Origin of the sequence: Streptosporangium amethystogenes subsp. fukuiense (assembly GCF_042665875.1) — a bacterium.
In the GTDB taxonomy this organism is placed as follows: Bacteria; Actinomycetota; Actinomycetes; order Streptosporangiales; family Streptosporangiaceae; genus Streptosporangium; species Streptosporangium fukuiense.
Map to the genome: position 1 here is coordinate 7,966,608 of NZ_JBHTEE010000001.1, position 22,035 is coordinate 7,988,642.

General features: G+C 69.5%; 20 protein-coding genes. 9 read left to right on the forward strand and 11 right to left on the reverse strand.

Going from position 1 to position 22,035, the window contains the following annotated elements:
- The first annotated feature begins 321 nt into the window (after positions 1 to 321).
- The 3 genes from ACFQVD_RS35430 to ACFQVD_RS35440 all read left to right on the forward strand — a co-directional run bounded on the left by ACFQVD_RS35430 (position 322) and on the right by ACFQVD_RS35440 (position 2,623).
- Positions 322 to 1,740: an aldehyde dehydrogenase family protein gene (locus ACFQVD_RS35430; RefSeq protein WP_343974955.1), complete on the forward strand. Its 1,419-nt coding sequence runs from the start codon at positions 322 to 324 to the stop codon at positions 1,738 to 1,740.
- A 146-nt stretch (positions 1,741 to 1,886) separates the two neighbouring features.
- Positions 1,887 to 2,141, forward strand: coding sequence for a hypothetical protein (locus tag ACFQVD_RS35435; RefSeq protein ID WP_343974952.1), 255 nt, complete (start codon positions 1,887 to 1,889; stop codon positions 2,139 to 2,141).
- Positions 2,138 to 2,623 carry a hypothetical protein gene (locus tag ACFQVD_RS35440; RefSeq protein WP_343974949.1) on the forward strand — a complete coding sequence of 162 codons (486 nt, stop codon included), beginning with the start codon at positions 2,138 to 2,140 and terminating at the stop codon, positions 2,621 to 2,623. The genes ACFQVD_RS35435 and ACFQVD_RS35440 overlap by 4 nt, the downstream gene beginning before the upstream one ends.
- 112 nt (positions 2,624 to 2,735) lie before the next feature.
- Here the strand turns inward: ACFQVD_RS35440 and ACFQVD_RS35445 are convergent, their stop codons facing one another.
- Together ACFQVD_RS35445 and ACFQVD_RS35450 are read right to left on the reverse strand one after the other, a co-directional pair.
- Positions 2,736 to 2,948, reverse strand: a complete 213-nt coding sequence (locus ACFQVD_RS35445; protein WP_343974946.1) for a DUF397 domain-containing protein — start codon at positions 2,946 to 2,948, stop codon at positions 2,736 to 2,738.
- Positions 2,936 to 3,808 carry a helix-turn-helix domain-containing protein gene (locus ACFQVD_RS35450; RefSeq protein WP_343974943.1) on the reverse strand — a complete coding sequence of 291 codons (873 nt, stop codon included), beginning with the start codon at positions 3,806 to 3,808 and terminating at the stop codon, positions 2,936 to 2,938. Before ACFQVD_RS35450 ends, ACFQVD_RS35445 begins: the two co-directional genes overlap by 13 nt.
- A 254-nt stretch (positions 3,809 to 4,062) precedes the next feature.
- Here ACFQVD_RS35450 and ACFQVD_RS35455 point away from each other — a divergent pair, with 254 nt between their 5' ends.
- Positions 4,063 to 4,623 (forward strand): ATP-binding protein, encoded by a 561-nt coding sequence (locus ACFQVD_RS35455; protein ID WP_343974940.1) that lies wholly within the window; start codon positions 4,063 to 4,065, stop codon positions 4,621 to 4,623.
- A 318-nt stretch (positions 4,624 to 4,941) separates the two neighbouring features.
- On the opposite strand, the gene ACFQVD_RS35460 is transcribed toward ACFQVD_RS35455, so the two are convergent.
- A complete protein-coding gene (locus ACFQVD_RS35460; RefSeq protein WP_343974937.1) occupies positions 4,942 to 5,316 on the reverse strand; it encodes a nuclear transport factor 2 family protein in 375 nt (124 codons plus the stop codon).
- 634 nt (positions 5,317 to 5,950) lie between these two features.
- A complete protein-coding gene (locus ACFQVD_RS35465; protein ID WP_343974934.1) occupies positions 5,951 to 6,865 on the reverse strand; it encodes a LysR family transcriptional regulator in 915 nt (304 codons plus the stop codon).
- 209 nt (positions 6,866 to 7,074) lie between these two features.
- Here ACFQVD_RS35465 and ACFQVD_RS35470 point away from each other — a divergent pair, with 209 nt between their 5' ends.
- The gene (locus ACFQVD_RS35470) at positions 7,075 to 7,470 is read left to right on the forward strand and encodes a VOC family protein (RefSeq protein WP_343974931.1); all 396 of its coding nucleotides are present in this window, start codon (positions 7,075 to 7,077) and stop codon (positions 7,468 to 7,470) included.
- A gap of 135 nt (positions 7,471 to 7,605) precedes the next feature.
- Here the strand turns inward: ACFQVD_RS35470 and ACFQVD_RS35475 are convergent, their stop codons facing one another.
- Positions 7,606 to 8,778 carry a glycine C-acetyltransferase gene (locus tag ACFQVD_RS35475; protein ID WP_343974928.1) on the reverse strand — a complete coding sequence of 391 codons (1,173 nt, stop codon included), beginning with the start codon at positions 8,776 to 8,778 and terminating at the stop codon, positions 7,606 to 7,608.
- A gap of 135 nt (positions 8,779 to 8,913) precedes the next feature.
- Positions 8,914 to 9,942 (reverse strand): L-threonine 3-dehydrogenase, encoded by a 1,029-nt coding sequence (gene tdh, locus ACFQVD_RS35480; RefSeq protein ID WP_343974925.1) that lies wholly within the window; start codon positions 9,940 to 9,942, stop codon positions 8,914 to 8,916.
- 318 nt (positions 9,943 to 10,260) lie between these two features.
- Between tdh and ACFQVD_RS35485 the strand changes: the two genes are divergently transcribed.
- Entirely contained in the window at positions 10,261 to 11,010 is a 750-nt protein-coding gene (locus tag ACFQVD_RS35485) for a hypothetical protein (protein ID WP_343974922.1), read from the forward strand.
- 149 nt (positions 11,011 to 11,159) lie between these two features.
- On the opposite strand, the gene ACFQVD_RS35490 is transcribed toward ACFQVD_RS35485, so the two are convergent.
- The 5 genes from ACFQVD_RS35490 to ACFQVD_RS35510 all read right to left on the reverse strand — a co-directional run bounded on the left by ACFQVD_RS35490 (position 11,160) and on the right by ACFQVD_RS35510 (position 15,986).
- The gene (locus ACFQVD_RS35490) at positions 11,160 to 12,236 is read right to left on the reverse strand and encodes an SPFH domain-containing protein (RefSeq protein ID WP_364149835.1); all 1,077 of its coding nucleotides are present in this window, start codon (positions 12,234 to 12,236) and stop codon (positions 11,160 to 11,162) included.
- 4 nt (positions 12,237 to 12,240) lie between these two features.
- Positions 12,241 to 12,678, reverse strand: a complete 438-nt coding sequence (locus tag ACFQVD_RS35495; protein WP_343974916.1) for an NfeD family protein — start codon at positions 12,676 to 12,678, stop codon at positions 12,241 to 12,243.
- Positions 12,679 to 12,760: 82 nt separating this feature from the next.
- Positions 12,761 to 13,903, reverse strand: coding sequence for a fumarylacetoacetase (fahA, locus tag ACFQVD_RS35500; RefSeq protein WP_343974913.1), 1,143 nt, complete (start codon positions 13,901 to 13,903; stop codon positions 12,761 to 12,763).
- Positions 13,903 to 14,751: a hypothetical protein gene (locus ACFQVD_RS35505; protein ID WP_386273190.1), complete on the reverse strand. Its 849-nt coding sequence runs from the start codon at positions 14,749 to 14,751 to the stop codon at positions 13,903 to 13,905. Before ACFQVD_RS35505 ends, fahA begins: the two co-directional genes overlap by 1 nt.
- Before the next feature lie 65 nt (positions 14,752 to 14,816).
- A complete protein-coding gene (locus tag ACFQVD_RS35510) occupies positions 14,817 to 15,986 on the reverse strand; it encodes a homogentisate 1,2-dioxygenase (RefSeq protein WP_343975010.1) in 1,170 nt (389 codons plus the stop codon).
- A 571-nt stretch (positions 15,987 to 16,557) separates the two neighbouring features.
- Between ACFQVD_RS35510 and ACFQVD_RS35515 the strand changes: the two genes are divergently transcribed.
- From ACFQVD_RS35515 to ACFQVD_RS35525, 3 genes are read left to right on the forward strand one after another with little or no spacing between them, the layout of a single operon-like run.
- Positions 16,558 to 18,831: a CoA transferase gene (locus tag ACFQVD_RS35515; RefSeq protein ID WP_343974907.1), complete on the forward strand. Its 2,274-nt coding sequence runs from the start codon at positions 16,558 to 16,560 to the stop codon at positions 18,829 to 18,831.
- A 39-nt stretch (positions 18,832 to 18,870) separates the two neighbouring features.
- Positions 18,871 to 19,704, forward strand: a complete 834-nt coding sequence (locus ACFQVD_RS35520) for an enoyl-CoA hydratase/isomerase family protein (RefSeq protein ID WP_343974904.1) — start codon at positions 18,871 to 18,873, stop codon at positions 19,702 to 19,704.
- Positions 19,701 to 22,034: a CaiB/BaiF CoA-transferase family protein gene (locus ACFQVD_RS35525; protein WP_343974901.1), complete on the forward strand. Its 2,334-nt coding sequence runs from the start codon at positions 19,701 to 19,703 to the stop codon at positions 22,032 to 22,034. Before ACFQVD_RS35520 ends, ACFQVD_RS35525 begins: the two co-directional genes overlap by 4 nt.
- Position 22,035: the final 1 nt, after the last annotated feature.

A 22,035-nucleotide genomic window follows, 5' to 3' on the forward strand; every position in this document is an offset into this window, starting at 1 on the left:
GCGAGTGTTCGCGGGTGCGGCGATCGCAGCAGCCCACTACACGACGCACGGACACCTCCATCCTGGGACCGGGACGAGCCGTGACGTGGTCGCAAATTCCTATCGGCACAGCAGCCACTTCCCGGAGCACGGCCTCGCAAAAGGACCGGCTTGTGACCTCGACCACGAGTCCGACCCGGGACCTTCGCACCCTGGACTTGTACGACCCGGAGGTGGAGTGCCACCGGGTGCTCGCACCAAGGCCAGGTCACCAAGAGCGACCGCTTCGGCGGCTACTACATACTCAACCGCAATGAGGACAGGCTCGAGAAAGGGCGCGGGATGTCGGACGCGAAGTTGACGATGACGATCGGGGGCCGGGCCGTACGGACACCGCGCTCGCTTCCGGTCGTGGACCCGTCGACGGGGGAGGTGGCCGCGCACGCCCCCGCCGCGGAGGCGGAGCACGTCGAAGACGTCATGTCGGCGATGGCGGCGGCGCAGCCCGGGTGGGCTGCCGAGTCAGTGGACGCCCGGGCACAGATGATGCGTCAGGGCGCTGACGCGGTCGCTGCCTCGATTGACGAGATCGCCCGGCTTTCGACCCTTGAGCTCGGCGCTCCGCTGGCCTTCTCCAAGGGGCTGGTGATGGGCGTGATCTCCGCCCTGCGGTACTTCGCCGACCTCAAAGTAGCCGGCGAAGTCCTCAGCGACGGTGAGACCGAGCGAGTGGAGGTGTTGCGGCGTCCGGTGGGGCCGGTCGTTGCGATCACCCCGTGGAACGTTCCCGCGTACATGATGGGCCTCAAAATCGGCCCAGCGCTAGCGGCCGGCAACTGCGTGGTGGTCAAGCCGTCGCCCTACACCCCACTCGCCACGCTCCGTGTCGGGGAGATATTGCGCGAGGTGTTCCCGGCGGGGGTGCTGAACGTCGTGTCGGGCACCGACGAACTCGGGCCCATGCTGGTCGACCACCCCGTCCCGCGGAAGATCACCTTTACCGGTTCGATTCCCACCGGGAAGGCGATCGCCGCGGCCGCCGCCAAGGACCTCAAGCGGGTGACCCTCGAACTGGGCGGCAACGACCCGGCGATCCTGCTCGACGATGTCGATGTCGAGGCGATTGCACCGAAGCTCTTCTGGGCCGCATTCACCAACTCCGGGCAGGTCTGCATCGCGATCAAGCGCATCTACGTCCCTGCGCACCTGCACGACGCACTCGTCGACGCACTCGTCGAACTCGTCCCATCGGTGAAGCTCGGGTCAGGGCTGGACGAGAACACCAACATGGGGCCACTGCAGAACCGCGCGCAGCTCGACTTCGTGTCCGCGCTCGTCGAGGACGCGAACACCAAAGGTGCCACGGTGGCCGCCGGTGGCCGGCCCGAGAACCGGCCAGGCTACTTCTACCCGCCCACCATCGTCGCCAACGCCGCCGCAGGGATGCGCGTCGTCGACGAAGAGCAGTTCGGGCCGGTCCTTCCGGTGGTCCCCTACGCCGACCTTGGCGAGGCCGTCACCCAGGCCGACCACGGCTACTTCGGCCTCGGCGCCTCGGTGTGGAGTGCGGACCTCGACCGTGCCAACGCAGTCGCCGACCGGTTGGAGGCCGGGCAGGTGTGGGTCAACACCCACCAGTCCACGCTCGGCTTCTCCCAGCCGCTTACAGGTGTCAAGCACAGTGGCCTCGGGGTGGAAAAGGGCCGCTGGGGTCTCGAGACCTTCACCGAGGTGCAGACTCGCTACGTATCGCGGGCCTGACGTTCTGGACCAGGTTCTCATCTTGATCATTAACCTGCGCCCTCGGTCGGCTCTTTGAGCCGGCCGGGGGTGTTGCCGATGTTCTGCACTGTGAAGCTCTCAATCGATTCCCGGTCTGTGCAACGCGCCTGCACTACGCTCGGGACATGAGCAACGAACTTCCCGCCGATCTGCTCGCCGAGGCCAGGCAGTGGATTGCCGAGACCGGTCAGGACATCACGCCTGCCGAGTACATCGCTCAGGCTGTTCACCGACAGATGCAGCAGGATTACCGGGCTGCCAAGGAGCGAGAGGCGCGTCGCATCGAGGCGATCCGCACCTCCAACCCCGAGGGGTTCGCCGCCGGTGAGCGTCGAGCCGAGGAACTGATCGCCAAGTACGCCGGCCGGGCCACGGCGTGAGTGCCAAGTTCATCCTCGACACCTCGCTCATCACCGCTTACGCCCAAGGGCACGACCAGGCAGTCGGCGTGGTCCATGCGATCAAACGTCGTGTCCCTGACGGTCTTCTCCTGCCTGCCGTGTCGGTGATCACCGCACGAGCACACCTCACCATGGACCAGCGAGAATATCTGGACGCGGAACTCCTGGCCCGTAATCCCCGGCCGGCCCTCGATGAGGTTGTCGTGAAACTCGGCGTTGGATACGACCCCGTTAAATTCGACCTCGACGGGGATGCCCAGCGAGGGATCTCCGGCACCTGGGCGGACCTCGGAGTCGATATGGTGCCGATCGACGTGGCAGAGGCTGCCTACTGGGGTAACCGGACCGATCGCACCGTGCTGACGCTCGCAGGAAAGCAGGTGTGGGGGCGACTGCTCAACGACCTGCCAGGAGTGAGCGTCGAGGACCTACAGGACGGTCCGCCCGAGAACTGGAGCTGACTGTGATGGGCGCCGGTGATCCAATCGATCGGAGTGACTGACTTCCTCTGACACACAGAGAAACCCCCCGAAGGCGTAACCGGGGGGTTTCTTGGCGGGGGTGCATTTGAGATCAGTCGCAGTCACCGTTCTTGACGGTGGTGACGAAGGTGGTCCACTGGTGGGGGGTGAGGATGAGGGAGGGGCCGGTGGGGTTTTTGCTGTCGCGGATGGCTCGGTGGTTGTTGGAGAGGTTGGCGATTTCGACGCAGTCGCTCGCGTCATCGCCGGAGAGGGTGGATTTGCGCCAGTGGGCGGTGTGAAGTTCCTGGATCAGGTCGTCCATCGCTGGATCGCCTCCTTGATCATGTCGCGTGAATCATTCCGGGATAGAGCGTCCGCACGGATCAGGTCGTATCTGAATTCTAGTCTTTTTACCTCTTCTGCCCGCTCGCTTACTCGGTCCCCGGTGCTCTGGGAATCGATGTAGGCCACGGGAGGTGCGCTTCCCGGCATGTCGGCGATGGTGAAGCCACCCAGCAGGCCGAGCACGTTGCGCGCGGTGTAGGGGAGCACCTGAAGAGAGAGCCATGGGCTCTCCGACATCTCCAGAAGGTAGTGGAACTGCTCCCTCATCACCTCTGGATCGGCGATGGGACGGTGCAGGATGCCCTCGTCCAGGATGGCCCAGAGCATCGGGGGGTCAGGTCGGCGAAGAATGTTCTTCCGGTCCATTCGGGCCACGATGTTCTCCTTCACCTGCTCGGGGGTAACGCCGGGGCTGCGGCTGAGGATGGCTTCCGCGTACTGCTCGGTCTGAAGGAGGCCGGGCACTATCAGCGCTCCCCAGATGCGCTGGGAGACCGACAAGGGTTCGAACTCCAGCCAGGGGCGGAACCAGCGGGGGACCTGGGTGGCGGCGCGGTCCAGGCGGTCCAGTAGGTCGACGAGTGTGGTGCCCAGGTCGAATGCCTCGTCCAGCTGGTGGGCCAGCTTCCTGGTGGGTGCTCGGTGGCCGTTCTCCAGCATGCTCAGATGGCTTACGGCGATGGGGACCACGGTGCAGAGTTGCCTCTGGGTAAATCCAGATAAAATCCGGTATTTCCGTAGCTCTCTGCCGAATTGAACGCGTGTGGATTCGTATGAATACGTATCGAACTCCGGCTCCGAGTCCGGCTCGGGCTCTGGCTCCACGGCGATGCTCATCTCGGTCTCCTCTCGTTGCCTCTTTAGCAGTCTCCTTCATTTTCATTGCCGGGGGAATGGATATTAAGTTCTCGCGGGTTCACAGTGTTGTGAACTTACTTCGTGAACTGTGAACCCGTGATAAGCGCGGATCGGCTTCCGGTGTGCCTCGGAGTTTGGGACGGTGTACCTGTCGAGCTATGGCTGCCACGGGATGTCAGTTAATGGCTCCGGTGAAAGCAGGTCGGCTTGATTCGGTCGGAAGGGGCAATTCCATGGAACCGGAGACGTTCAGCGAAATACTTCTGCCCAGTAATGTCGAGGCCGCCTCGCGGGCGCGGGAGGAGGTCCGTAAATGGCTGGGGGAGCATCATCCGGCCTATGAGAACGCGCGGCTGGCCGTGTCCGAGCTGGTGACCAACGCGGTCCGGCACGCCCGGCGCGGGGTCGCCGGGCAGGCCGAGGTCTCCGGCACCAGGGCTTCCGATGGTGGGACCGCCGGTAACGATCCGCTGGTGCTGCGGTTGCTGGCGTACGGCGGGTTGCTGCGCGTCGAGGTCGCGGACACGGGCCTGAGCACTGAGGAACCGTGCGCTCGGGCGGACCCGGCATGTCTGCTCATGGAGAACGGCCGGGGACTGGCGATCGTCGGCATGCTCTCCGGCGGGAACTGGGGCTACCGCTCCCACGGCCGGCATCCCGGCCGGACCGTCTGGTGCGAGCTTCCCGTCGTTCCGCCCTCTGACGAGGGTCCCATCGAGACGTCAGCCCCGCCGCCTCCGGATGATCTTCTCCCTGGAACGCCCGCCTTCGCCTGGATGCCTCCGCCTCAATAGGGTGAGGCGCTGCTCCCGGTACTCGTTGGGAGCCATCAGGACCACCCTCGGCGGGTAGCGGCACGTAGGTCGTCCCCCACGAAGAACCTGCGACATATGCCGCTCCAGCTCCACTTCCCCCGTTGGAGCACCCCGCCGGGGGTCTTATCTCGATGCCGGAGCCTGCTCGCGAGCCTCGCCGCACGGAAACGATGGGTGCCACGACGCTTCGGTACAACCGAACGCATCTTCGGCCACATCGAAGACTTGCGGAGACGGGCCCGACGCGGTGTCGTCGCGATGTGCTGGAGCGCGTCCGGCACCCGGGTAAATCGGAGATCACTCCGGCGGGTCGGCGAAGATCACTATTTCGTCGATGTCCCCCTCGACGGTGACGTGCACCACGTCCATTCCGGTCAGCAGGCTCCGGCCTGAGGCGTCCTCGTAGCGCCACCCGAAACGCGCCCACTCTCCCGGTGCGTCCACCCGGGTGGTGCGGACCATCCGGGTGGGGCCCGACGGGTGCCCCCGCACCACCTCGGTGATGAAGTCCTCGACCGCCTTGCGCCCGACCCCTCGGCCCAGCGGCCCCCAGAAGACGACGTCGCCGGTGAGGGCACGACTCAGCAGCGTGGCCCGCCGCGCCGGGTCATCGGCATTGGCCGCCGCGATGAAGGCGTCAATGGCATGGTCGTGGAGGGCGTCGTCCGTCACGTCGCGATACTAGCCAGCGGATCCGCGTCGCGAAGATGGGAACGATGGGCGCTGCGATGTTTCGCATGAACCGAACGTATCTTCGGCCATACCGAATATCGATCGTCGCATCGCGATGACGGCCGATGGGTCTGCGTCGCCGAGCGCCTCGCCGAGGGTGTCGATGAGGAGGCCGATCCGGTCTCCTGCGCCGTGTGGTTCGGGAGTGCCCCGGCCGTGTTCGCCGACGAAGATCTGTTGGAGACCACCGGGTGAGGCCGCCGTCAAGGGGCTCGCGCCTTGAGCTGCCTGAGTAAAAGCGCAGGTCACGATGCATCCATGAGCCCGCCGGTCAACGAATAAGTTCGCTAAAGGAGGATTTTTCGGACAGGTGGACGATATGTATCCGGTGATTCAGGCGGTGATCGTTGGGATGACCTCAGCGGTCACCCTGATGGTGGTCGTCACGAGCCGTCACCTTTACCGTCGCAGACATCGTCTCTTCCTCAGGCACCTCCACCGCTTCCTGCGGAGGGGAGAGCAGGCACCGCGAGGTGATGACCGGCGCGGGTGCCCGGGACAGGGACGATCTCCAACCGGTGCCCCGGGACCCGGTGACGACGGGCCCTCCACCGGGGACTCCGCGGCGATCTCGTCACGGTGACGAGGCCCGGTCCAGGGCCGTCGCGGTGTGCCGGAGGGCGTCCAGCAGGGGGACGAGCAGGGGGTGCCGTTCCGCGCCCCGGCGTACCGCGGTGAAGACCCGGCGTTCCGGGCCCGCGACCCGGCGGATCTCGACGCCGGACAGGTCGGTGCCGCGCAGCGCCAGGCGAGGCACCATCGCCACCCCGGCCCCGGCGGCGGCCAGCGCGACCACCGCGCTGAAGTCGTCCGAGGAGTGGGCGAACTCGGGGGTGAAGCCCGCGTGCTCGCAGGCCAGCGCGATCACGTCGTGGCAGGGATTGCCCGGGTAGGGGCCGATCCAGGTCTCCCCGGCCAGGTCCGCGACCGTCACCTCGCGCTCCGCGAGGGCGTGGTCCCGGGGGAGCACCACGTCGAACGGTTCGGAGTAGAGCGGGATGCGCGACAGGCGCCGGTCGTCCTCGGCGGGGGCCCCGCGATACTCCACGGCCACGGCCGCGTCCACCGAGCCGTCCAGGACCATGGTGAGGCTCTGGTCGCCCTCGGCGTCCAGGACCCGCACCCGGATGCCGGGTTCGGAGTCCCGCAGGACGCCGACGGCCGGGGCCACCAGGAGCCCGATCGCGGTGGCGAACGAGGCCACCTTCACCTCGCCCGTCGTACCGGCCGTGTAGGCGGCGATGTCGGCCCCGGCCCGCTCAAGCTGGGCGAGGATCTCATTGGTGTGGCCCAGCAGGATGCGGCCGACGGCGGTCAGCCGTACGCCCCGGCCGTCGCGGTCGAGCAACCGGTGGCCCACCTCGTGCTCCAGGGCGGCGAGCTGCTGGGAGACCGCCGAGGGGGTCAGGTGCAGCGCGGCGGCGGCCGCGGTGACCGTGCGGTGGTCGGCCACCGCCCGCAGGGTCCTGAGCCGCCGTGTCTCTATCACCTCCGTATTCTCCCCGAGGTCGTTCGTACGCGATGTCCTCGGGGTCGCGCTCCCGTCGGCACGATTCCGGCCGAACCGTCCGCCGACCGCGTCCGTTTCCTACAAGACCGCGGCCGGGGGCGGGGCTAGGTTGAGCCGTACCGGGGGCGGTCCGCGATCCAGGACACCTCACGACATCCCACCGCGAATCCGTGATCGGAGGACTTGATATGAAAGCCCAGCTGGACGTCATCGGCATGGTCGTCGAGGACATGGGCCGCTCGCTGGCCTTCTACCGGCTGCTCGGCCTGGAGGTGCCGCCGGAGGCCGACGGGCAGCCGCACGTCGAGGCGGTCATGCCCGGCGGCCTGCGCCTCGCCTGGGACACGGTCGAGACGATCCAATCGTTCTACCCCGACTGGCGGCCCGGGAACGGGCAGGGGATGTCGCTGGCGTTCCGGTTCGACACCCCGGCCGAGGTGGACGAGGCGTACGAGCAGCTGATCCTTCTCGGATATGAGGGGGACAAGGAGCCGTGGGACGCGTTCTGGGGGCAGCGGTACGCGGTGATCCACGACCCGGACGGCAACGGCGTCGACCTGTTCGCGCCGAACGCGGAGAGCTGACCGGAGGGCGAACGGCGCGGGTCGGTCCCGCGCGTCGTGCGCGAGCAGGGCCGAGCCCCGGTGATCCCGTCGCGGCGATCTCGTCACGGCAACGGGGCCGTGACGAGTGCCCATCCGCGAGGCCGGGAGCGGAACTCAGCCGCGGGCCGTGGCGAACGCCTCCAGGGCCCGGTCGACGTCCTCGGTGGAGTGGGCCGCCGAGAGCTGGACCCGGATCCTGGCCTGGCCGTGCGGGACGACGGGGTAGGAGAAGCCGATCACGTAGACGCCCAGCTCCAGCAGGCGTTCGGCCATCGCGGCGGCCTCGGCGGCGTCGCCGATCATCACCGGGACGATGGGGTGGTCGCCGGGCAGGATGTCGAACCCGGCCTCGATCATCCCGGAGCGGAACCGCTCGGTGTTGGCGCGCAGCCGGGTGCGGGCCTCGTCCGAGCCGCTGATCAGGTCGAGGACGCGCAGCGACGCGGCGGCGATCACCGGGGCCAGGGAGTTGGAGAACAGGTAGGGGCGCGAGCGCTGGCGGAGCAGCTCGCAGATCTCCTTGCGGGCCGCGACGTAACCGCCGCTGGCCCCGCCGAGCGCCTTGCCGAGCGTGCCGGTGAGGATGTCGACCCGGTCCCGTACACCGTGCAGCTCGGGAGTGCCCCCGCCTCCGCTGCCGACGAAGCCGACGGCGTGCGAGTCGTCGACCATCACCATGGCCCCGTACCGCTCCGCCAGGTCGCAGATCTCCGCCAGCGGCGCGACGTAGCCGTCCATGGAGAAGACGCCGTCGGTGACGATCAGCCTGCGCCGGGCGTCGGCGGACTCCTTGAGCCGTGCCTCCAGCTCGGCCAGGTCGCGGTTGGCGTAGCGCAGGCGCCGGGCCTTGGACAGGCGGATGCCGTCGATGACGCTCGCGTGGTTGAGCGCGTCGGAGATCACCGCGTCCCGGTCGTCGAGCAGGGTCTCGAAGACGCCGCCGTTGGCGTCGAAGCACGAGCTGTAGAGGACGGTGTCCTCCTGGCCGAGGAAGGCCGACAGCCGCGCCTCCAGCTGCTTGTGCACCTCCTGGGTGCCGCAGATGAAGCGGACCGAGGCCATGCCGAAGCCCCAGCGGTCGAGGGCCTCCTTGGCGGCGGCGATCACCTCGGGGTGGTCGGCCAGGCCCAGGTAGTTGTTGGCGCAGAAGTTCAGCACCTCGCCGCCGCCGGCCACGGCGATGTCGGCGCGCTGCGGGGTGGTGATGACCCGCTCCGGCTTGAGCAGCCCGGCGGATGCGATCTCGTTCAGGGTGGTACGGAAGTCGTCGCGGACGTTGTCGAACATCAGGCGGTCCAATCCAAGGTGATCTTGCCGGTTCCGCCGCCGGCGGCGGTGTCGGAGTCGCGGTGGGAGCCGGACATCAGGTGGTCCAGGTCCGGGGTGACCCTGCCGGTGACGGTGTCGAAGCCGCGCCGGACATCAGGCCGTCCAGTCCAGGATGACCTTGCCGGTCCTGCCGCCGGCGGCGGTGTCGAAGGCCGCGTCGAAGTCGCGGTAGGAGAAGCGGTCGGTGATCACGGGGGAGAGGTCGAGGCCCTTCTCCAGGAGCACGGACATGGCGTACCACGTCTCGTACATCTCCCGGCCGTAGATGCCCTTGATGGTGATCATCGAGGTCACGATGGTCGCGAAGTCGACGGCGAACTCCTCGGCGGGCAGCCCGAGCATGGCGATCTTCCCGCCGTGCGACATGTTGGCGATCATGTCGCGGAGCGCCCGCGGGTTCCCGGACATCTCAAGACCCACGTCGAAGCCCTCCCGCATGCCGAGCTCACGCAGGCCGTCGGCGACGGACCTCTCGGCGACGTTCAGCGCCAGGGTGACGCCCAGCTTGTTCGCGATGGCCAGCCGTTCGTGGCTGACATCGGTGATGACCACGTTGCGGGCGCCCACGTGGGTGGCCACCGCGGCGGCCATCAGCCCGATCGGCCCGGCCCCGGTGATCAGCACGTCCTCGCCGACCATCGGGAACGTCAGGGCGGTGTGCACCGCGTTGCCGAACGGGTCGAAGATCGCCGCCACGTCGAGGTCCACCGGGACCCGGTGCACCCAGACGTTGGAGGCCGGGAGCGTCACGTACTCGGCGAAGGCGCCGTCCCGGTTGACCCCCAGCCCGACCGTGCTGCGGCACAGGTGCCGCCGTCCGGCCATGCAGTTGCGGCACTTGCCGCAGACCAGGTGCCCCTCGCCGCTGACCAGATCACCGGGGGCGATGTCCTCCACGCCCGGTGCCACCTCGACGACCTCGCCGCAGAACTCGTGCCCGACGACGAGCGGCGTTCGCAGGGTCTGCCGGGCCCAGGCGTCGAAACTCCGGATGTGCAGATCCGTCCCGCAGATCCCGGTCCGCAGCACCTTGATCAGCACCTCCCCGGCGCCGACCGACGGTTCCGGTACGTCGACCAGCCACAGGCCGGGTTCGGCCCTCTCCTTGACCAGCGCTTTCATCGCGGATCCCCCCTCAACTCCGAACCCTACGCACTGTGCCCGGCCGCCTTCGGGGGTGTCCATCGCGGTTTTCTTAACCCCGCCCACAGCGTTGCTTCACGCTCGACCCCCGAGGACTAACGATGTACCCGGGCATTTGACCTTAAATCGGACAGGTGTGCGGCCTCTGCCGTCCGGCGGGCTCGGATCGGGGCCGGGAATGCGGCGTCCCTTTCTGGGCGGCGTCTTTTCACTGGTTGCAGTCGGAATATATCGCTCGGTAATCGGTCGTACATCGCTCGCGCGGATGCTGGTGCGAACCGAAAGGAAAGGCACGCCATGACCGATCAGCCGTACGTCGCCCCGCCCACGGTGGGCGACCGGGTCCCCACCACAGGCGTCAAGGAATGGGCTTTCGGCGCCTGGGCGCTGCTGGACGGATTCTTCAGGAAGATGACGATCGTGGACAGGGAGAAGGACGGCGTCGAGCTTCTGATGAACAGGCTGAGGCGTCTGGAGTCCGCGATCATCGGTGGTACGAGCGAGGCGAGCGCGCGGGCGGCGTTCATCGACTGGGTGAACGACAACGACGGGGGCGGCTGGGCCTACTACCTGACCAAGAAGGCCGAGGCGGACCGCCAGGAGGCCGAGGCGCAGGCGAAGACACGGCACGAGAGGATCATCGCCAGTGCCCGGGAGGAGGCCGTCAGCCTGCGCAACAAGCACCCCGGAGGAAAGGGGGTCGCGGTCGGCACGGTGATCGTGGGCCTCGCCGACACGATCACGGGAAAGACCTACACCGGTACCAGTGGCGCCTACACCTACGCGGACAAGCGGCATGCGGTCATGGAGGAACTGCTGGTCGGCGTGCCCCAGGTGGAGGACTGGCCGGTGAACGCCTGCGCGGAGGTCGACGCCATGAACAAGCTCCTCATCGCCAGGAAAATCACGAAAAAGTCTGAAATCAAGGCGGAAACCCTCTATTTCCACGCCGAGACCTGGAACAGCACGTCCGGGAAATGGCAGGCGCGCAGCGCCTGTAAGAACTGTGACGTGTGGTTGAAGAAGATCGGCGCCGGCCGCGTCTGAGACCCGGCGCTCTCACACCGGCCCCGTGTCTCCGGCGACGATCGCCGCCGGAGACACGGGGCCGGGCCGGTGCCCGGCTGTCCGAACGGCCGTTCGGGGACAGCCGGGAGTGGGGTTCAGGGGGCGTTCCCCGTACAAGCCGCAGGGGCTCAAGGGGTGGTGCGGTGCTGCTCCTCCTGGGGGACCGTGAGACCGTCGGTGGGCAGGGAGGGCGGGGCCGCGTTGAGCTGGCGGGGGCCCAGGTCGGCCTCGGCGGCCTCGGCGACCGCCTCGGCGGCGGCCTGCTCGGCCTGCTTCCGCTCCTCCTCGGCGGCCTCGTTGACCCTGGGAGCCTCGCGGGTGGCCGACGACTGCGGCAGCGCCTCGGTGAACGCCTTGGAGACGCCCTGGATGGCCGAGGTGACCTCGCTGGGGATCACCCAGAAGGTGTTGTTCGGGCCCTTGGCCAGCTCGGGCAGCACCTGGAGGTACTGGTACGCCAGCAGCTTGGGGTCGGGGTCGTTGCGGTGCACGGCCTGGAAGACCTCGTCGATGGCCTGGGACTGGCCCTCGGCCTTGAGGATCGCGGCGCTCCGGTCACCCTCGGCCCGCAGGATCGCGCTCTGCTTGTCACCCTCGGCGGTGAGGATCTGCGACTGCCGCTGGCCCTCGGCGTTGAGGATCGCCGCACGCTTGTCACGCTCGGCGCGCATCTGCTTCTCCATCGCCTCCTTGATGCTCTTCGGCGGGTCGATGGCCTTGATCTCCACCCGGTTGACCCGGATGCCCCACTTGCCGGTCGCCTCGTCGAGCACGCCGCGGAGCTGGCTGTTGATCGTGTCACGCGAGGTCAGCGTCATCTCCAGGTCCAGCGAGCCGACGACGTTGCGCAGCGTGGTGACCGTGAGCTGCTCGACGGCCTGGATGTAGTTGGCGATCTCGTACGCCGCAGCCCGGGGATCGGTCACCTGGAAGTACAGAACCGTGTCGATCTCGACGACCAGGTTGTCCTCGGTGATCACCGGCTGGGGCTGGAAGGAGACGACCTGCTCGCGCAGGTCGATCATCGGATAGACCCGGTCGATGTACGGGATCACGAAGTTGAGGCCGGGCTTGAGTGTGCTGTGGTAGCGGCCGAGCCGCTCCACGTTTCGGGCCCGCGCCTGCGGGACGATGCGCACCGAGCGGACCACGGTGAACACCGCCAACAGGACGATGAGGATCACAGCTATGAGCAGAGCGTCCATGAAGTCACTCCCGCGGATACACGAGAGCGGTCGCGCCCTCGATCTCGATGACGTCGACGGTCGCCCCGGCGGGTATCACCAGGGTCTCGTCGTAGGCTCTGGCGGACCACTCCTCGCCGCCGATCCGCACCCGGCCGTCCTGGCCGGTCACCTCGCGTAGCACGTACGCGGATCTGCCGACGATCGCCTGGATCCCGAACCGCTGGCTCCGGGGCTGCAGCCCCTTGAGGTGACGCCTGGCGATGGGCCGGATCGCGACCACCCCCGCCCCCAGGGAGGCGGCGAAGACCAGGAGCTGGAGCGGAATCGGCAGTCCGAGGCCGGCGGCGACGGAGGCGACGAGGGCCGCCCCCCCGAGCAGGCCGAGAGCGGTGGTCAGGGTGAAGATCTCGGCGATTCCCAGCACGACTGCCAGGATCAGCCAGATGACCCAGTAATCCATGCTCCGGCCCTCCTGCCTTGTTCAACGGGTCGGACGTCGGGGAGGTTCCTTTCCCTACCGTATGTCTTCTACTCGACGCCTGTCAGGGGCGGTTCGCGGGTGAGATCCTGCCCGACACCTCGCCCAGGGTGATCACGGTTCCGTCGGGTCCCGGGGCCGTCGCGGTGATCGTAACGGTGTCCCCGTCCTCCAGGAAGGTCCTGACAGAGCCGTCGGGCAGCTTGAGCGGCTCGGTCCCGTTCCAGGTCAGCTCGATCAGCGAGCCGCGCTCGCCCGGCCCGGTGCCGGAGATCGTGCCGCTGGCGTAGAGATCGCCGGTGCGCAGCGCGGCGCCGTTGACGGTCATGTGGGCGAGCATCTGGTCCGGCGTCCAGTACATGTCCCGATACGGGGGACGGGAGACGACCTCGCCGTTCACCGCGACCTCCAGCCGCAGGTCGAGCCCCCAGGGCTCGTCGCGGCGCAGGTAGCCGAGCGGCTCGGGATCCTGCGTCCTGCCCTCGACGCGGGCCTCGGACAGGGCGGCGAGCGGGGTGATCCACGGTGAGATCGAGGTGGCGAAGGACTTGCCGAGGAACGGGCCGAGCGGGACGTACTCCCAGGCCTGGATGTCGCGGGCGCTCCAGTCGTTCACCAGGGTCACGCCGAACACGTGGTCTTCGAAGCGTCCGGCCCGGTCGCCGAGGGACGTCGGCGCGCCGACGACGAAGCCCAGCTCCGCCTCGATGTCCAGCTTGACGGACGGGCCGAAGACTCCCGCGCCGCGCTGCCCGGACGGCCGGGTGATCGGGGTGCCGGAGGCGACGACGGTCCCGGCCCTGCCGTGGTAGCCGACCGGCAGGTGCCGCCAGTTCGGCTTGAGCGGCTCCTCGTCCGGGCGGAACATCCGGCCCAGGTTGGAGGCGTGCTCCAGCGAGCAGTAGAAGTCGACGTAGTCGGCCACCTCGATCGGCAGGTGCAGCGTCACCTGCTCCAGCGGGACGAGGTGCGGCTCGACCACCGACAGGTCGGTGCGGAGCTTGTTCTGGATCAGGGTGCGGGTGTCGCGCCACGCGACCGGACCCCTGGCCATGAAGGCGTTGAGCGAGCCGGTGGCGAACACCTCGTCGTGCAGGGCCCCGGCCAGGTCGACGATCTGATCGCCGTACCGGACGCCGACGCGAGGGGTCTCCCCCTCGTGGCGGGAGAAGACTCCGTAGGGCAGGTTCTCCGGGCCCCAAGCCATCACTTGCTCTCCTTTGTTGTGTGGGTGGTCGCGCTCGGGCGCCGGGCGACGAGGCCCAGGGCCGTCAGGTCCTCGATCGGGGTGCTCGTGCTGCATGATCCGTACGAGACCAGCAGCTTCCTGGCGCGCGTCGCGGTCTCCTGGGGCACGGCCCGCGCGAGCCGCACCAACTCGCCGACGTCGGTCAGCTTCAACACCGGCACCGGGTCGCGGCCCTCCACGGCCGCGCAGACCGCGAGGACCAGGTTGAGGAAGCCGTGCCGGTCCACGCCCAGCGCGGAGTCGAAGTGGCGGACCGCGTTGTGCAGGCCCGCGGTCGCCTTGAACGGCACACCGTACTCCGCGCAGTGCGCGATGAGGGCGCCCAGGTCGGCGGCACCGGGAAAGGCGTCGGCGGTCAGCCCGCCGCAGCGGAACTTCAGGCCGGGGCCCGAGCCGTCGCGCGGCAGGGACCCACGGCCGTCGAGGGGCACCTCGACGAAGAGCCTGGCCCCGCCGGGCAGCCCGGCGGTCAGCCGCTCCGACACGGCCTGAGGCGTCTCGTCCGCCGCCTGCCGCACCTCGACCAGCTCGACGGCGAGGCCGTCGAGGTCGTCGAGTGGCGGGAGGACGGGGGTGTCCATGATCAGGCCGAGCCGGATCGGGAAGGTCAGGTGGTCGCGGAGCTCTTCCAGGCGGCCGGCCGGGCAGAGGAACCGGTGGGTGAGCACCGGGTCGTTGCCGGCCAGGTCGTTCCTGTGCCGCTCCAGGGCCTCGGCCATCGGCAGTCCGGTCGGCGGGAACAGTCCGGCGTCGTCGACGAGCCCGCGGAAGAGCGGCGCCGTTCCCATTCCCATGTCCGTGCTCATATCTGCAGCCATGGTCTCGCCCCTACCCGGTGACGGGCCCGTGGTCATGCCCAGGGGCCCGCCCGTCAACGGGCCCACGTCCACGCGTAGCCGGGGTCCTCCACCGACAGGCCGGCGGGGCCGAGGTCGAGGGGGCGGAAGGTGTCGACCATCACGGCCAGCTCGCTCGTCTCGGTGTGGCCCTGCCTGACCGCCTCGATGACCGCCTCGACGGCGCCCGGCTGCGGGCCGTGGGTGAATCCGGCCGGGTGCAGCGAGACCGAGCCGACATCGATGCCCGAGCCCCTGCGCGCGGTGTAGTCGCCGCCCGCGTAGAACATCAGCTCGTCGGAGTCGACGTTGTGGTGGTTGTACGGGATCGGGACCGCGTCGGGGTGGAAGTCGAGCGGCCGGGGGCAGAACGAGCAGATCACGAAGTTCGGGCCCTCGAAGGTCTGGTGCACCGGCGGCGGGGCGTGGGTGCGCTTCACGACGGGCTCGAAGTCGTTGATGTTGAACGCGTACGGGTAGAGACAGCCGTCCCAGCCGACCACGTCGAACGGGTGGTCGCGGTAGACCAGCCGGGTCAGCCCGCCGCGGGTGCGGACCAGCACCGGTACCTCCTCGCCCTCGACGATGAGGGGCTCGCCCGGGGAGCGCAGGTCCCGCTCGCAGTAGGGGGCGTGCTCCAGGAACTGGCCGTGGGTGGACAGGTAGCGCTTGGGGGGACGGATGTGCCCCGCGGCCTCGATGGTGAACGCCGTGACGCGGCCCTGCGGCACCCAGCGGTGGATGGTCCCGGTGGGGACGACGACGTAGTCGCCCTCCCCGGCCTCGATCACCCCGTACGTCGACTCGAACCTGACCCGCCCGCTCGCGATGTAGACGCACTCGTCGCCCATGGAGTTGCGGTAGAGCTCGCTGGGCGTCTCGCTCGCGGCGTACGACATGCGGACGTCGGCGTTGCCGGCGAGCAGCCCGCGCCCGGTGACCAGGTCGCCTCCGACCGGCAGGTCCTGGGTGCGCAGGTGACGGGGGGAGAGGGGCAGGTTGGGGACGAGCCGGCCGGCCTCGGTCGGCTCGACGGCCTCGGCCTTGAGGATCGCCGTGGGGAGATGGCGGTGGTAGAGCAGCGACGAGTCGCTGGAGAACCCCTCCTCACCCATCAGCTCCTCGGCGTACAGCCCGCCGTCGGGCCGCCGGAACTGCACGTGCCGCTTGCGAGGTATCTCCCCCACGACCCGGTAGTACGGCATCCGCTTCTCCCACTCTGTCCGCTTACCGGACATGCATGTCCTTTATACGAACAACCATCTGTCAGGGCGGGACGGATGTCAAACGTCACCGCACACCGAGGGGTCCCGGGTCGTCTGCCGGGCCTGGATGTGGCGAGACTCCGCGGCGGCGAACCGGTTCTCTCGTAACGGGGGAACGGGAACCCGGCGGTCGCGGCCTGTGGCGCGACGCGTCCCTGTGTGGTGGTGCGGGTTGGTCCGTCGGACACCCTCCCCTCGCCCTGGGTCGCGGGTATCGGCCGACTCTGGTCTGCGGGCCGTGGTGGGAGGGGCTGTGACACGGGGTGATGTCAGGTTTTATGCCCATTGAGTGGTTTTGTGGGCACCCTTGCTCACGTATGCGAGGTGTCGTAGTGTGTAACGAAATATCGAAGTTGCTGGTATGTCTGGAAGGCCGCCGTGGACTCCGAGGGGCAGAGAAGCCGTTCCGAGGCTTGTGAGAGCCGTCGATGCGTGAGTCGACGCGCGGTGTCCGGCTGTCGGTGTGTCGGCGGGAAGACGGTCGCCCGGTGAACGAGTGGGGGAGCCCGGCGTGAGCCGAGTCGTACAGCGCCCCGGTTCGATCACGCGACTACGTGTGCTGGAAGCCGGGAGCGGACTTCCGACGGCCATCGTGGCGCGATTGCTGCACGACTCCGGGGTGACCGTCCTGCGGACCGCGCGGACGGGACCCGACCCGTTCACCGAGAGATATCCCGCGCTGCGGTCATGGTCCCGCGACTGGACGGAGGTCGATGTCGAAAACGGCATGGACGATGTCCTGGCCTCGGTCGATGTCCTTCTCGTCGGCGCTGAGGACCACCCGGACGCGGGACCGCCGGCGCGCCTTGAGCTCGCTGAGCTGCTCTCCAGGCATCCCCGGCTCATCGTGCTGGAGATCGGTGGTTACGTCCAGGGCACGAACGACCCCACGCCCGCCGTAGACCTGCTGGTGCAGGCTCGGACGGGGCTCGTGTTCGAGCAGTTCAGCGACCGGCCGACGCAGCTCGCGTTCGCCCCCTCGTTGTACGGTGCCGCCCTGCTCGGCACGATAGGCGTGTGGGCGGCGCTGCACGCACGCCGGCGCACCGGGCGCGGTGGCCGGGTCCGGGTTTCCATGCAGCAGGGGCTGGCGCTGTTCTGGCCGCACCTGTGGCTCTCCGCCGAACGCCCTGACCAGGCGTTCGACACGGTGCCGCCGCGGGATGTGAAGCACCTCGTGCTGCGCTGCGCGGACGGCGGATATCTGCAGATCGTGCTCGGCGTGCCCGGGGCAGTGGCCCGGGTGCATCGGGTGCTGGGCATCCCCGGCCCCGTCGACCCCGCCGACCGGGGTGTCCCCAGCCTGGCCCGCGGCGCGGAGAACTACTTCGCCGACCGTGACCTGTTCGGCCGGTACGCGGCACGCTTCCCGCGCGACGAACTGGTCGAGGCCTTCGCCGCGGCCGGTGTCCCGGTGGAGCCGGTGCTGGCACCGGGGGAGTTCTTCGACGACCCGCAGGTACGCGCGGCAGGGCTGGTCACCACCGCCCCGGACGGGCGGGAGTATCCGGCTGGGCCGGTGGACCTTTCGGTGGCGGGGGACCCGCCGGTGGCGCGACCCGTCCCGCGGCGGGCGCGGTGCGGCGAGAGCGCACCTCTGGCCGGTCTGAGGATCATCGACCTGGGTAACTGGGTGGCCGGGCCGTTCGCCTCCAAGCTGCTCGCCGACCTCGGCGCCGACGTGATCAAGGTCGAGCCGCCGACCGGGCTGTCCAATCTGACCGGCGTCCGCAATACCCTGACCTCCAACCGCGGCAAGCGCAGCATCGTCGTCGACATGAAGACCCCCGAGGGGCGTGAGATCGTACGGCGGCTGGCCGCCACGGCCGACGCGGTGCACCACAACTTCCGGCCCGGCGTCGCCGAGCGCCTTGGTGTGGACGCCGCCTCGTTACGGGAGCGCCGGCCCGGCCTGGTGTATCTGCACACCACCGCCTACGGGCGAACCGGGCCGCGTGTGCTGCGCGGCGGGTTCGACATGGTGATGCAGGCGCTGTGCGGGCACGAGGTGCGTGCGGGCGGAGAGGGAAACGAGCCGCTGTGGTACCGCGCCCCGTTCGTGGACTACTGCGCCGGCGCGCTCGGCGCGATCGCCCTGCTCACGGCCCTGTACGAGCGGGACGCGACCGGCGCCCCGGTGGACGCGCACACCAGCCTGCTCGGCGCGGCGATGTTCCTGCGAGGGGAACTGGTGCGGGAGCCGGATGGTTCGATCGCGGGCGCCGCGGTGCTGTCCGCGGACCGCACCGGTTTCCATCCGACCGAGGCGCTGTACCGGGCCATGGACGGCTGGCTTGCCGTCGCCGCGTACGGCGAGTCGATGGCCGCCGCGCTCTCGGACGCGCTGGAGTTGACCGGGCTCGGCCCGCCATCGAAATGGAGCGAGGCGGCCGCCCACGCCATCGCCGCCGCTATAGGCCGCCTGACCTGCGACGAAGCTCTGAGTTTGCTCGGCGCCGCGGGAGTGTGGGCGACGCGGTGCACCGGCGACGCCTTCGCGGCGATGCTCGCCGACGACGCGGCGCGCCGGTCCGGTCTGGTGATCAGCGCGCCGGACCCCCGGTACGGCCGGGTCACCGGTTGCTTCGGTCCGCTGATCGGCTTCTCCGGCTGGACCCCGGCTCCGGATGGCTTCCGCTCGGCGCCGCTTTCCGGTGAGCACACTGCCGCCCTGCTGGCCGAGACCGGCTACTCCGCCGACGAGCGAGCCCGCCTGGAGCGCGCCGGGATCGTCCGAGCCGCCCCCGGCGGCCGGATGCTCACAGACCAGATTCCCGCCACCTGAACGGCATCCGCAGCACGATTTCAAGGACGGTATGACCGCATGACCGAGTACAAGACCATCGAGTTCACCGCCGACGGGCGTCTGGCCTACCTGAAGTTGAACCGCCCCGAGCGGCTCAACGCGCTCAGTGACGAGTTGGAGTCCGAGATCCGCACCGCACTGCTGGAGTTCGACCTGGACGACGATCTCTGGGTACTGATCATCCACGGTGAGGGCAGGGCGTTCTGCGCCGGGCTCGACGTCAAGGAGCACAGCTCGTTCTCGTTCGGTGCCGACGACGCCACCCGCAAGGCCAAGGCGCTGGAGGCGGTGCGCAGTGGCCATGTCGGTGGCGCCCAGCACCTGCGCGGCACCGGCGGCGAGGGCTGGCTGGGCCGGACGGCCAACTACAAGCCGGTCATCGCGGCGGTGCACGGCTATGTGCTGGGCGGCGGCGCGCACCTGGCCGCCGAGTGCGACCTGATCGTGGCCGCCGAGGACGCCCGGTTCGCCATCAGCGAGACCACGACCGGCATGTCCGGCTCGCGCACCTGGGCCAAGATCAAGACCTTCATGCCGTCGAAGCTCGCCTCGGAGATGCTCATCACCGGCCGCCGGATCAAGGCCGAGGAACTGCACCGGCTCGGCCTGGTCAACCGGTTGGTCCCGGCGGGCGAGCACCTGAAGGCCGCCGAGGAACTGGCCCGCGAGGTGCTCAAGGCGCCGCCGCTGGCCACCCGGGACGCGGTGCGGGTGACCCGGAAGCAGTGGGTGCCGATCGCGACCGCGCTGGACGAGCAGATGCAGCTGTCCCGGCTCGATCTCACCGAGGACTTCCGCGAGGCCGGCCGGGCCTTCGCCGAGAAGCGCCTGCCGAATTTCCAGGCCAGGTGAGCGGGCAGGACCGGATGGGCGCCGAGCACCCTTTCGGCGGCCATTCCCCCGGAGGGCACGGAGACGGGAACCCCGGAGGTGGCGGCGCGGGCCCGGCGGCGTCCGGCGGCGGGCTGCCGGGGCACGGGCTGCGCGTCGTCGACCTGGGCGCCGGGATGGCCGCGGCACTGGTGAGCACGCTGCTCGCCGACGCCGGAGCGGTCGTGCACCGGGTCGCCCCGTCCGGCGACGAGGTCTTCGACGAGGTCTATCCGGCGCACCGTGGCTGGCGGTCGGTGACCGTCCCGGCGGACCCGGCCGACCTGGACGTCCTGCTGGCACAGGCCGACGTATGCCTGGTCGGCGGCGAGGATCATCCGGCGGTCACCCCGCGGCACGACGCCGCGGACCTCGCAGACCGGTACCCGCGGCTCGTCGTGGCGCACCTGACCGGCTACGCCGCCGGGCACGCGCCGGGCGCACCCGCAGTGGACCTGCTGGTGCAGGCCCGCACCGGGATGGTCGCCGAGCACTTCAGCGACCGGCCGTTGTACTTCGCCGTGCCGTTCCCCACCTACGGGCAGGCCATGCTGGCCGCACTCGGGGTATGGACGGCACTGCTGGAGCGGGCCGGCAGCGGGCGCGGTCAGGTGGTGGGCGCCTCCCTCCAGCAGGGGGCGGCGCTGTTCATGACGCCGTTCTGGATGCGGGCCGAGCGGCCGGACGCCGAGTTCGGCAAGGTCACCCCGAAGGACGTCAAACACCTGATCTTCCAGTGCGCCGACGGCGGCTACGTGCAGTTCGTGATGGGTGTGCCGTCGGCGGTGGCCAAGCTGTACCGGATCCTCGGCATCGACGTGCCGGTCGACCCGGCCGACAGGGGCATACCCCGGGTGGGCGCCTCACCGGACACCTACTTCGGCGATCGGCCGCTGATCGCGGCGCACGTGGCGAAGCTGGACCGGGCCGGCATCCTGGCCGCAGCCGAGGTCGAGGGGCTGCCCGCGGCGCCCGTGCTCGATCTGGGCGAGTTCCTGGACGACGAGCAGCTCGCCGCCAACGGGTTACTGGTCGACCGGGGCGGGGCCACCGGGCCCGGAAACGTGATCGGCTTCCTCGGTTCGGCGCGCGCTCCGGTGGAGACGGATGGTCCGGCGGGAACCGGCCCTACCGGAGGCGGGCCGCCGCTGGCCGGGGTGACCGTCCTCGACTTCGGCTCCTACGTGGCCGGTCCGTTCGCCAGCCGGCTGCTCGCCGACCTGGGCGCCTCCGTGCTCAAGGTCGAGTCGCTTGGCGGCGACCCCAACCGCGGCCTGCAACGGCACTTCCTGGCCGCGCACGTGGGCAAGCGGGCCTTGGCAGTCGACGTGAAGACCCCCGAGGGAGCCGAGGTGCTGCGCCGCCTGCTGGCCCGCGCGGACGTGGTCATGCACAACCTGCGCCCCAAGGCGGCCGAGCGGATGGGCGTCTCGCCCGAGGCGGTGCGCGCGGTGAGGCCGGACGCGGTGACCCTCCAGGCGTTCGCGTTCGGGCCGACCGGTCCTCGGGCCGACGCACCCGGCTTTGACATGGTCATCCAGGCGCTGCTCGGTCTGGAGCGCCGTGCCGGCGGACCGGACGGCCCGCCGCTGTGGATCAGGACGCCCTACCTGGACTACGTGTCCGGCGCACTCGGCGCGGTCGCCGTGCTGATGGCGCTGTACGGGCGCCGGACCGCGGGCCGGGCCGGAGACATGTGGGTCAGCCTGCTCAACGCCGGCATGTTCCTGCTGTCCGACCTGCTGCGGGAGGCCGACGGTACGCTGCGCGGGGCGCCGCCGCTGGACGGGGCGCTACAGGGCGTGCACCCCGGAGAGCGGCTGTACCGGACCGCGGACGGCTGGATCGCGATCGCCGCGCGCACCGAGGAGGCCGCGCTGGCCATGTGGCGGGTCATGTTGCCGGGGGAGCCGCCGCTGCCGCGTGCCGCCTGGGACGGTGCGGTCGCGGCCCGTTTCGACGAGGTCTGCGCCGGGCGTACCGCCGCGGCCCTGCTCACCGCCCTGGCGGAGGTGGGCGTCTGGGCCGAGGAGTGCCGCACCGACGGCCTGGCAGAGCTGGAGCGGGTGGAACGGGCCGGGCCGGAACGCGACCCTGCCGTCGCGTGTCTGCTCGCCGACCGCGCCGACGACCGGTACGGCCGGCTGACCGGCTGCCTCGGCCCGCTGGTCTCCTTCTCCCGCACCGAGACCCCGGCCGACGACCTGCCCGGCGGTCCCGGCCATGGCGCGCACACCCGGCAGGTCCTCGCCGAACTCGGCTACACCGATGCCGAGGCCGAGGAGCTGCTGCGGGCCGGTGTCGTCCGATGAC

Bases quoted from the DNA above. Each gene is read 5' to 3' on its own strand.
- ACFQVD_RS35430 (WP_343974955.1), top strand. From the start codon at position 322: ATGTCGGACGCGAAGTTGACGATGACGATCGGGGGCCGGGCCGTACGG.
- ACFQVD_RS35435 (WP_343974952.1), top strand. From the start codon at position 1,887: ATGAGCAACGAACTTCCCGCCGATCTGCTCGCCGAGGCCAGGCAGTGG.
- ACFQVD_RS35445 (WP_343974946.1), bottom strand. From the start codon at position 2,948: ATGGACGACCTGATCCAGGAACTTCACACCGCCCACTGGCGCAAATCC.
- ACFQVD_RS35450 (WP_343974943.1), bottom strand. From the start codon at position 3,808: ATGAGCATCGCCGTGGAGCCAGAGCCCGAGCCGGACTCGGAGCCGGAG.
- ACFQVD_RS35455 (WP_343974940.1), top strand. From the start codon at position 4,063: ATGGAACCGGAGACGTTCAGCGAAATACTTCTGCCCAGTAATGTCGAG.
- ACFQVD_RS35470 (WP_343974931.1), top strand. From the start codon at position 7,075: ATGAAAGCCCAGCTGGACGTCATCGGCATGGTCGTCGAGGACATGGGC.
- ACFQVD_RS35475 (WP_343974928.1), bottom strand. From the start codon at position 8,778: ATGTTCGACAACGTCCGCGACGACTTCCGTACCACCCTGAACGAGATC.
- tdh (WP_343974925.1), bottom strand. From the start codon at position 9,942: ATGAAAGCGCTGGTCAAGGAGAGGGCCGAACCCGGCCTGTGGCTGGTC.
- ACFQVD_RS35485 (WP_343974922.1), top strand. From the start codon at position 10,261: ATGACCGATCAGCCGTACGTCGCCCCGCCCACGGTGGGCGACCGGGTC.
- ACFQVD_RS35490 (WP_364149835.1), bottom strand. From the start codon at position 12,236: ATGGACGCTCTGCTCATAGCTGTGATCCTCATCGTCCTGTTGGCGGTG.
- ACFQVD_RS35495 (WP_343974916.1), bottom strand. From the start codon at position 12,678: ATGGATTACTGGGTCATCTGGCTGATCCTGGCAGTCGTGCTGGGAATC.
- fahA (WP_343974913.1), bottom strand. From the start codon at position 13,903: ATGGCTTGGGGCCCGGAGAACCTGCCCTACGGAGTCTTCTCCCGCCAC.
- ACFQVD_RS35505 (WP_386273190.1), bottom strand. From the start codon at position 14,751: ATGAGCACGGACATGGGAATGGGAACGGCGCCGCTCTTCCGCGGGCTC.
- ACFQVD_RS35510 (WP_343975010.1), bottom strand. From the start codon at position 15,986: ATGCCGTACTACCGGGTCGTGGGGGAGATACCTCGCAAGCGGCACGTG.
- ACFQVD_RS35520 (WP_343974904.1), top strand. From the start codon at position 18,871: ATGACCGAGTACAAGACCATCGAGTTCACCGCCGACGGGCGTCTGGCC.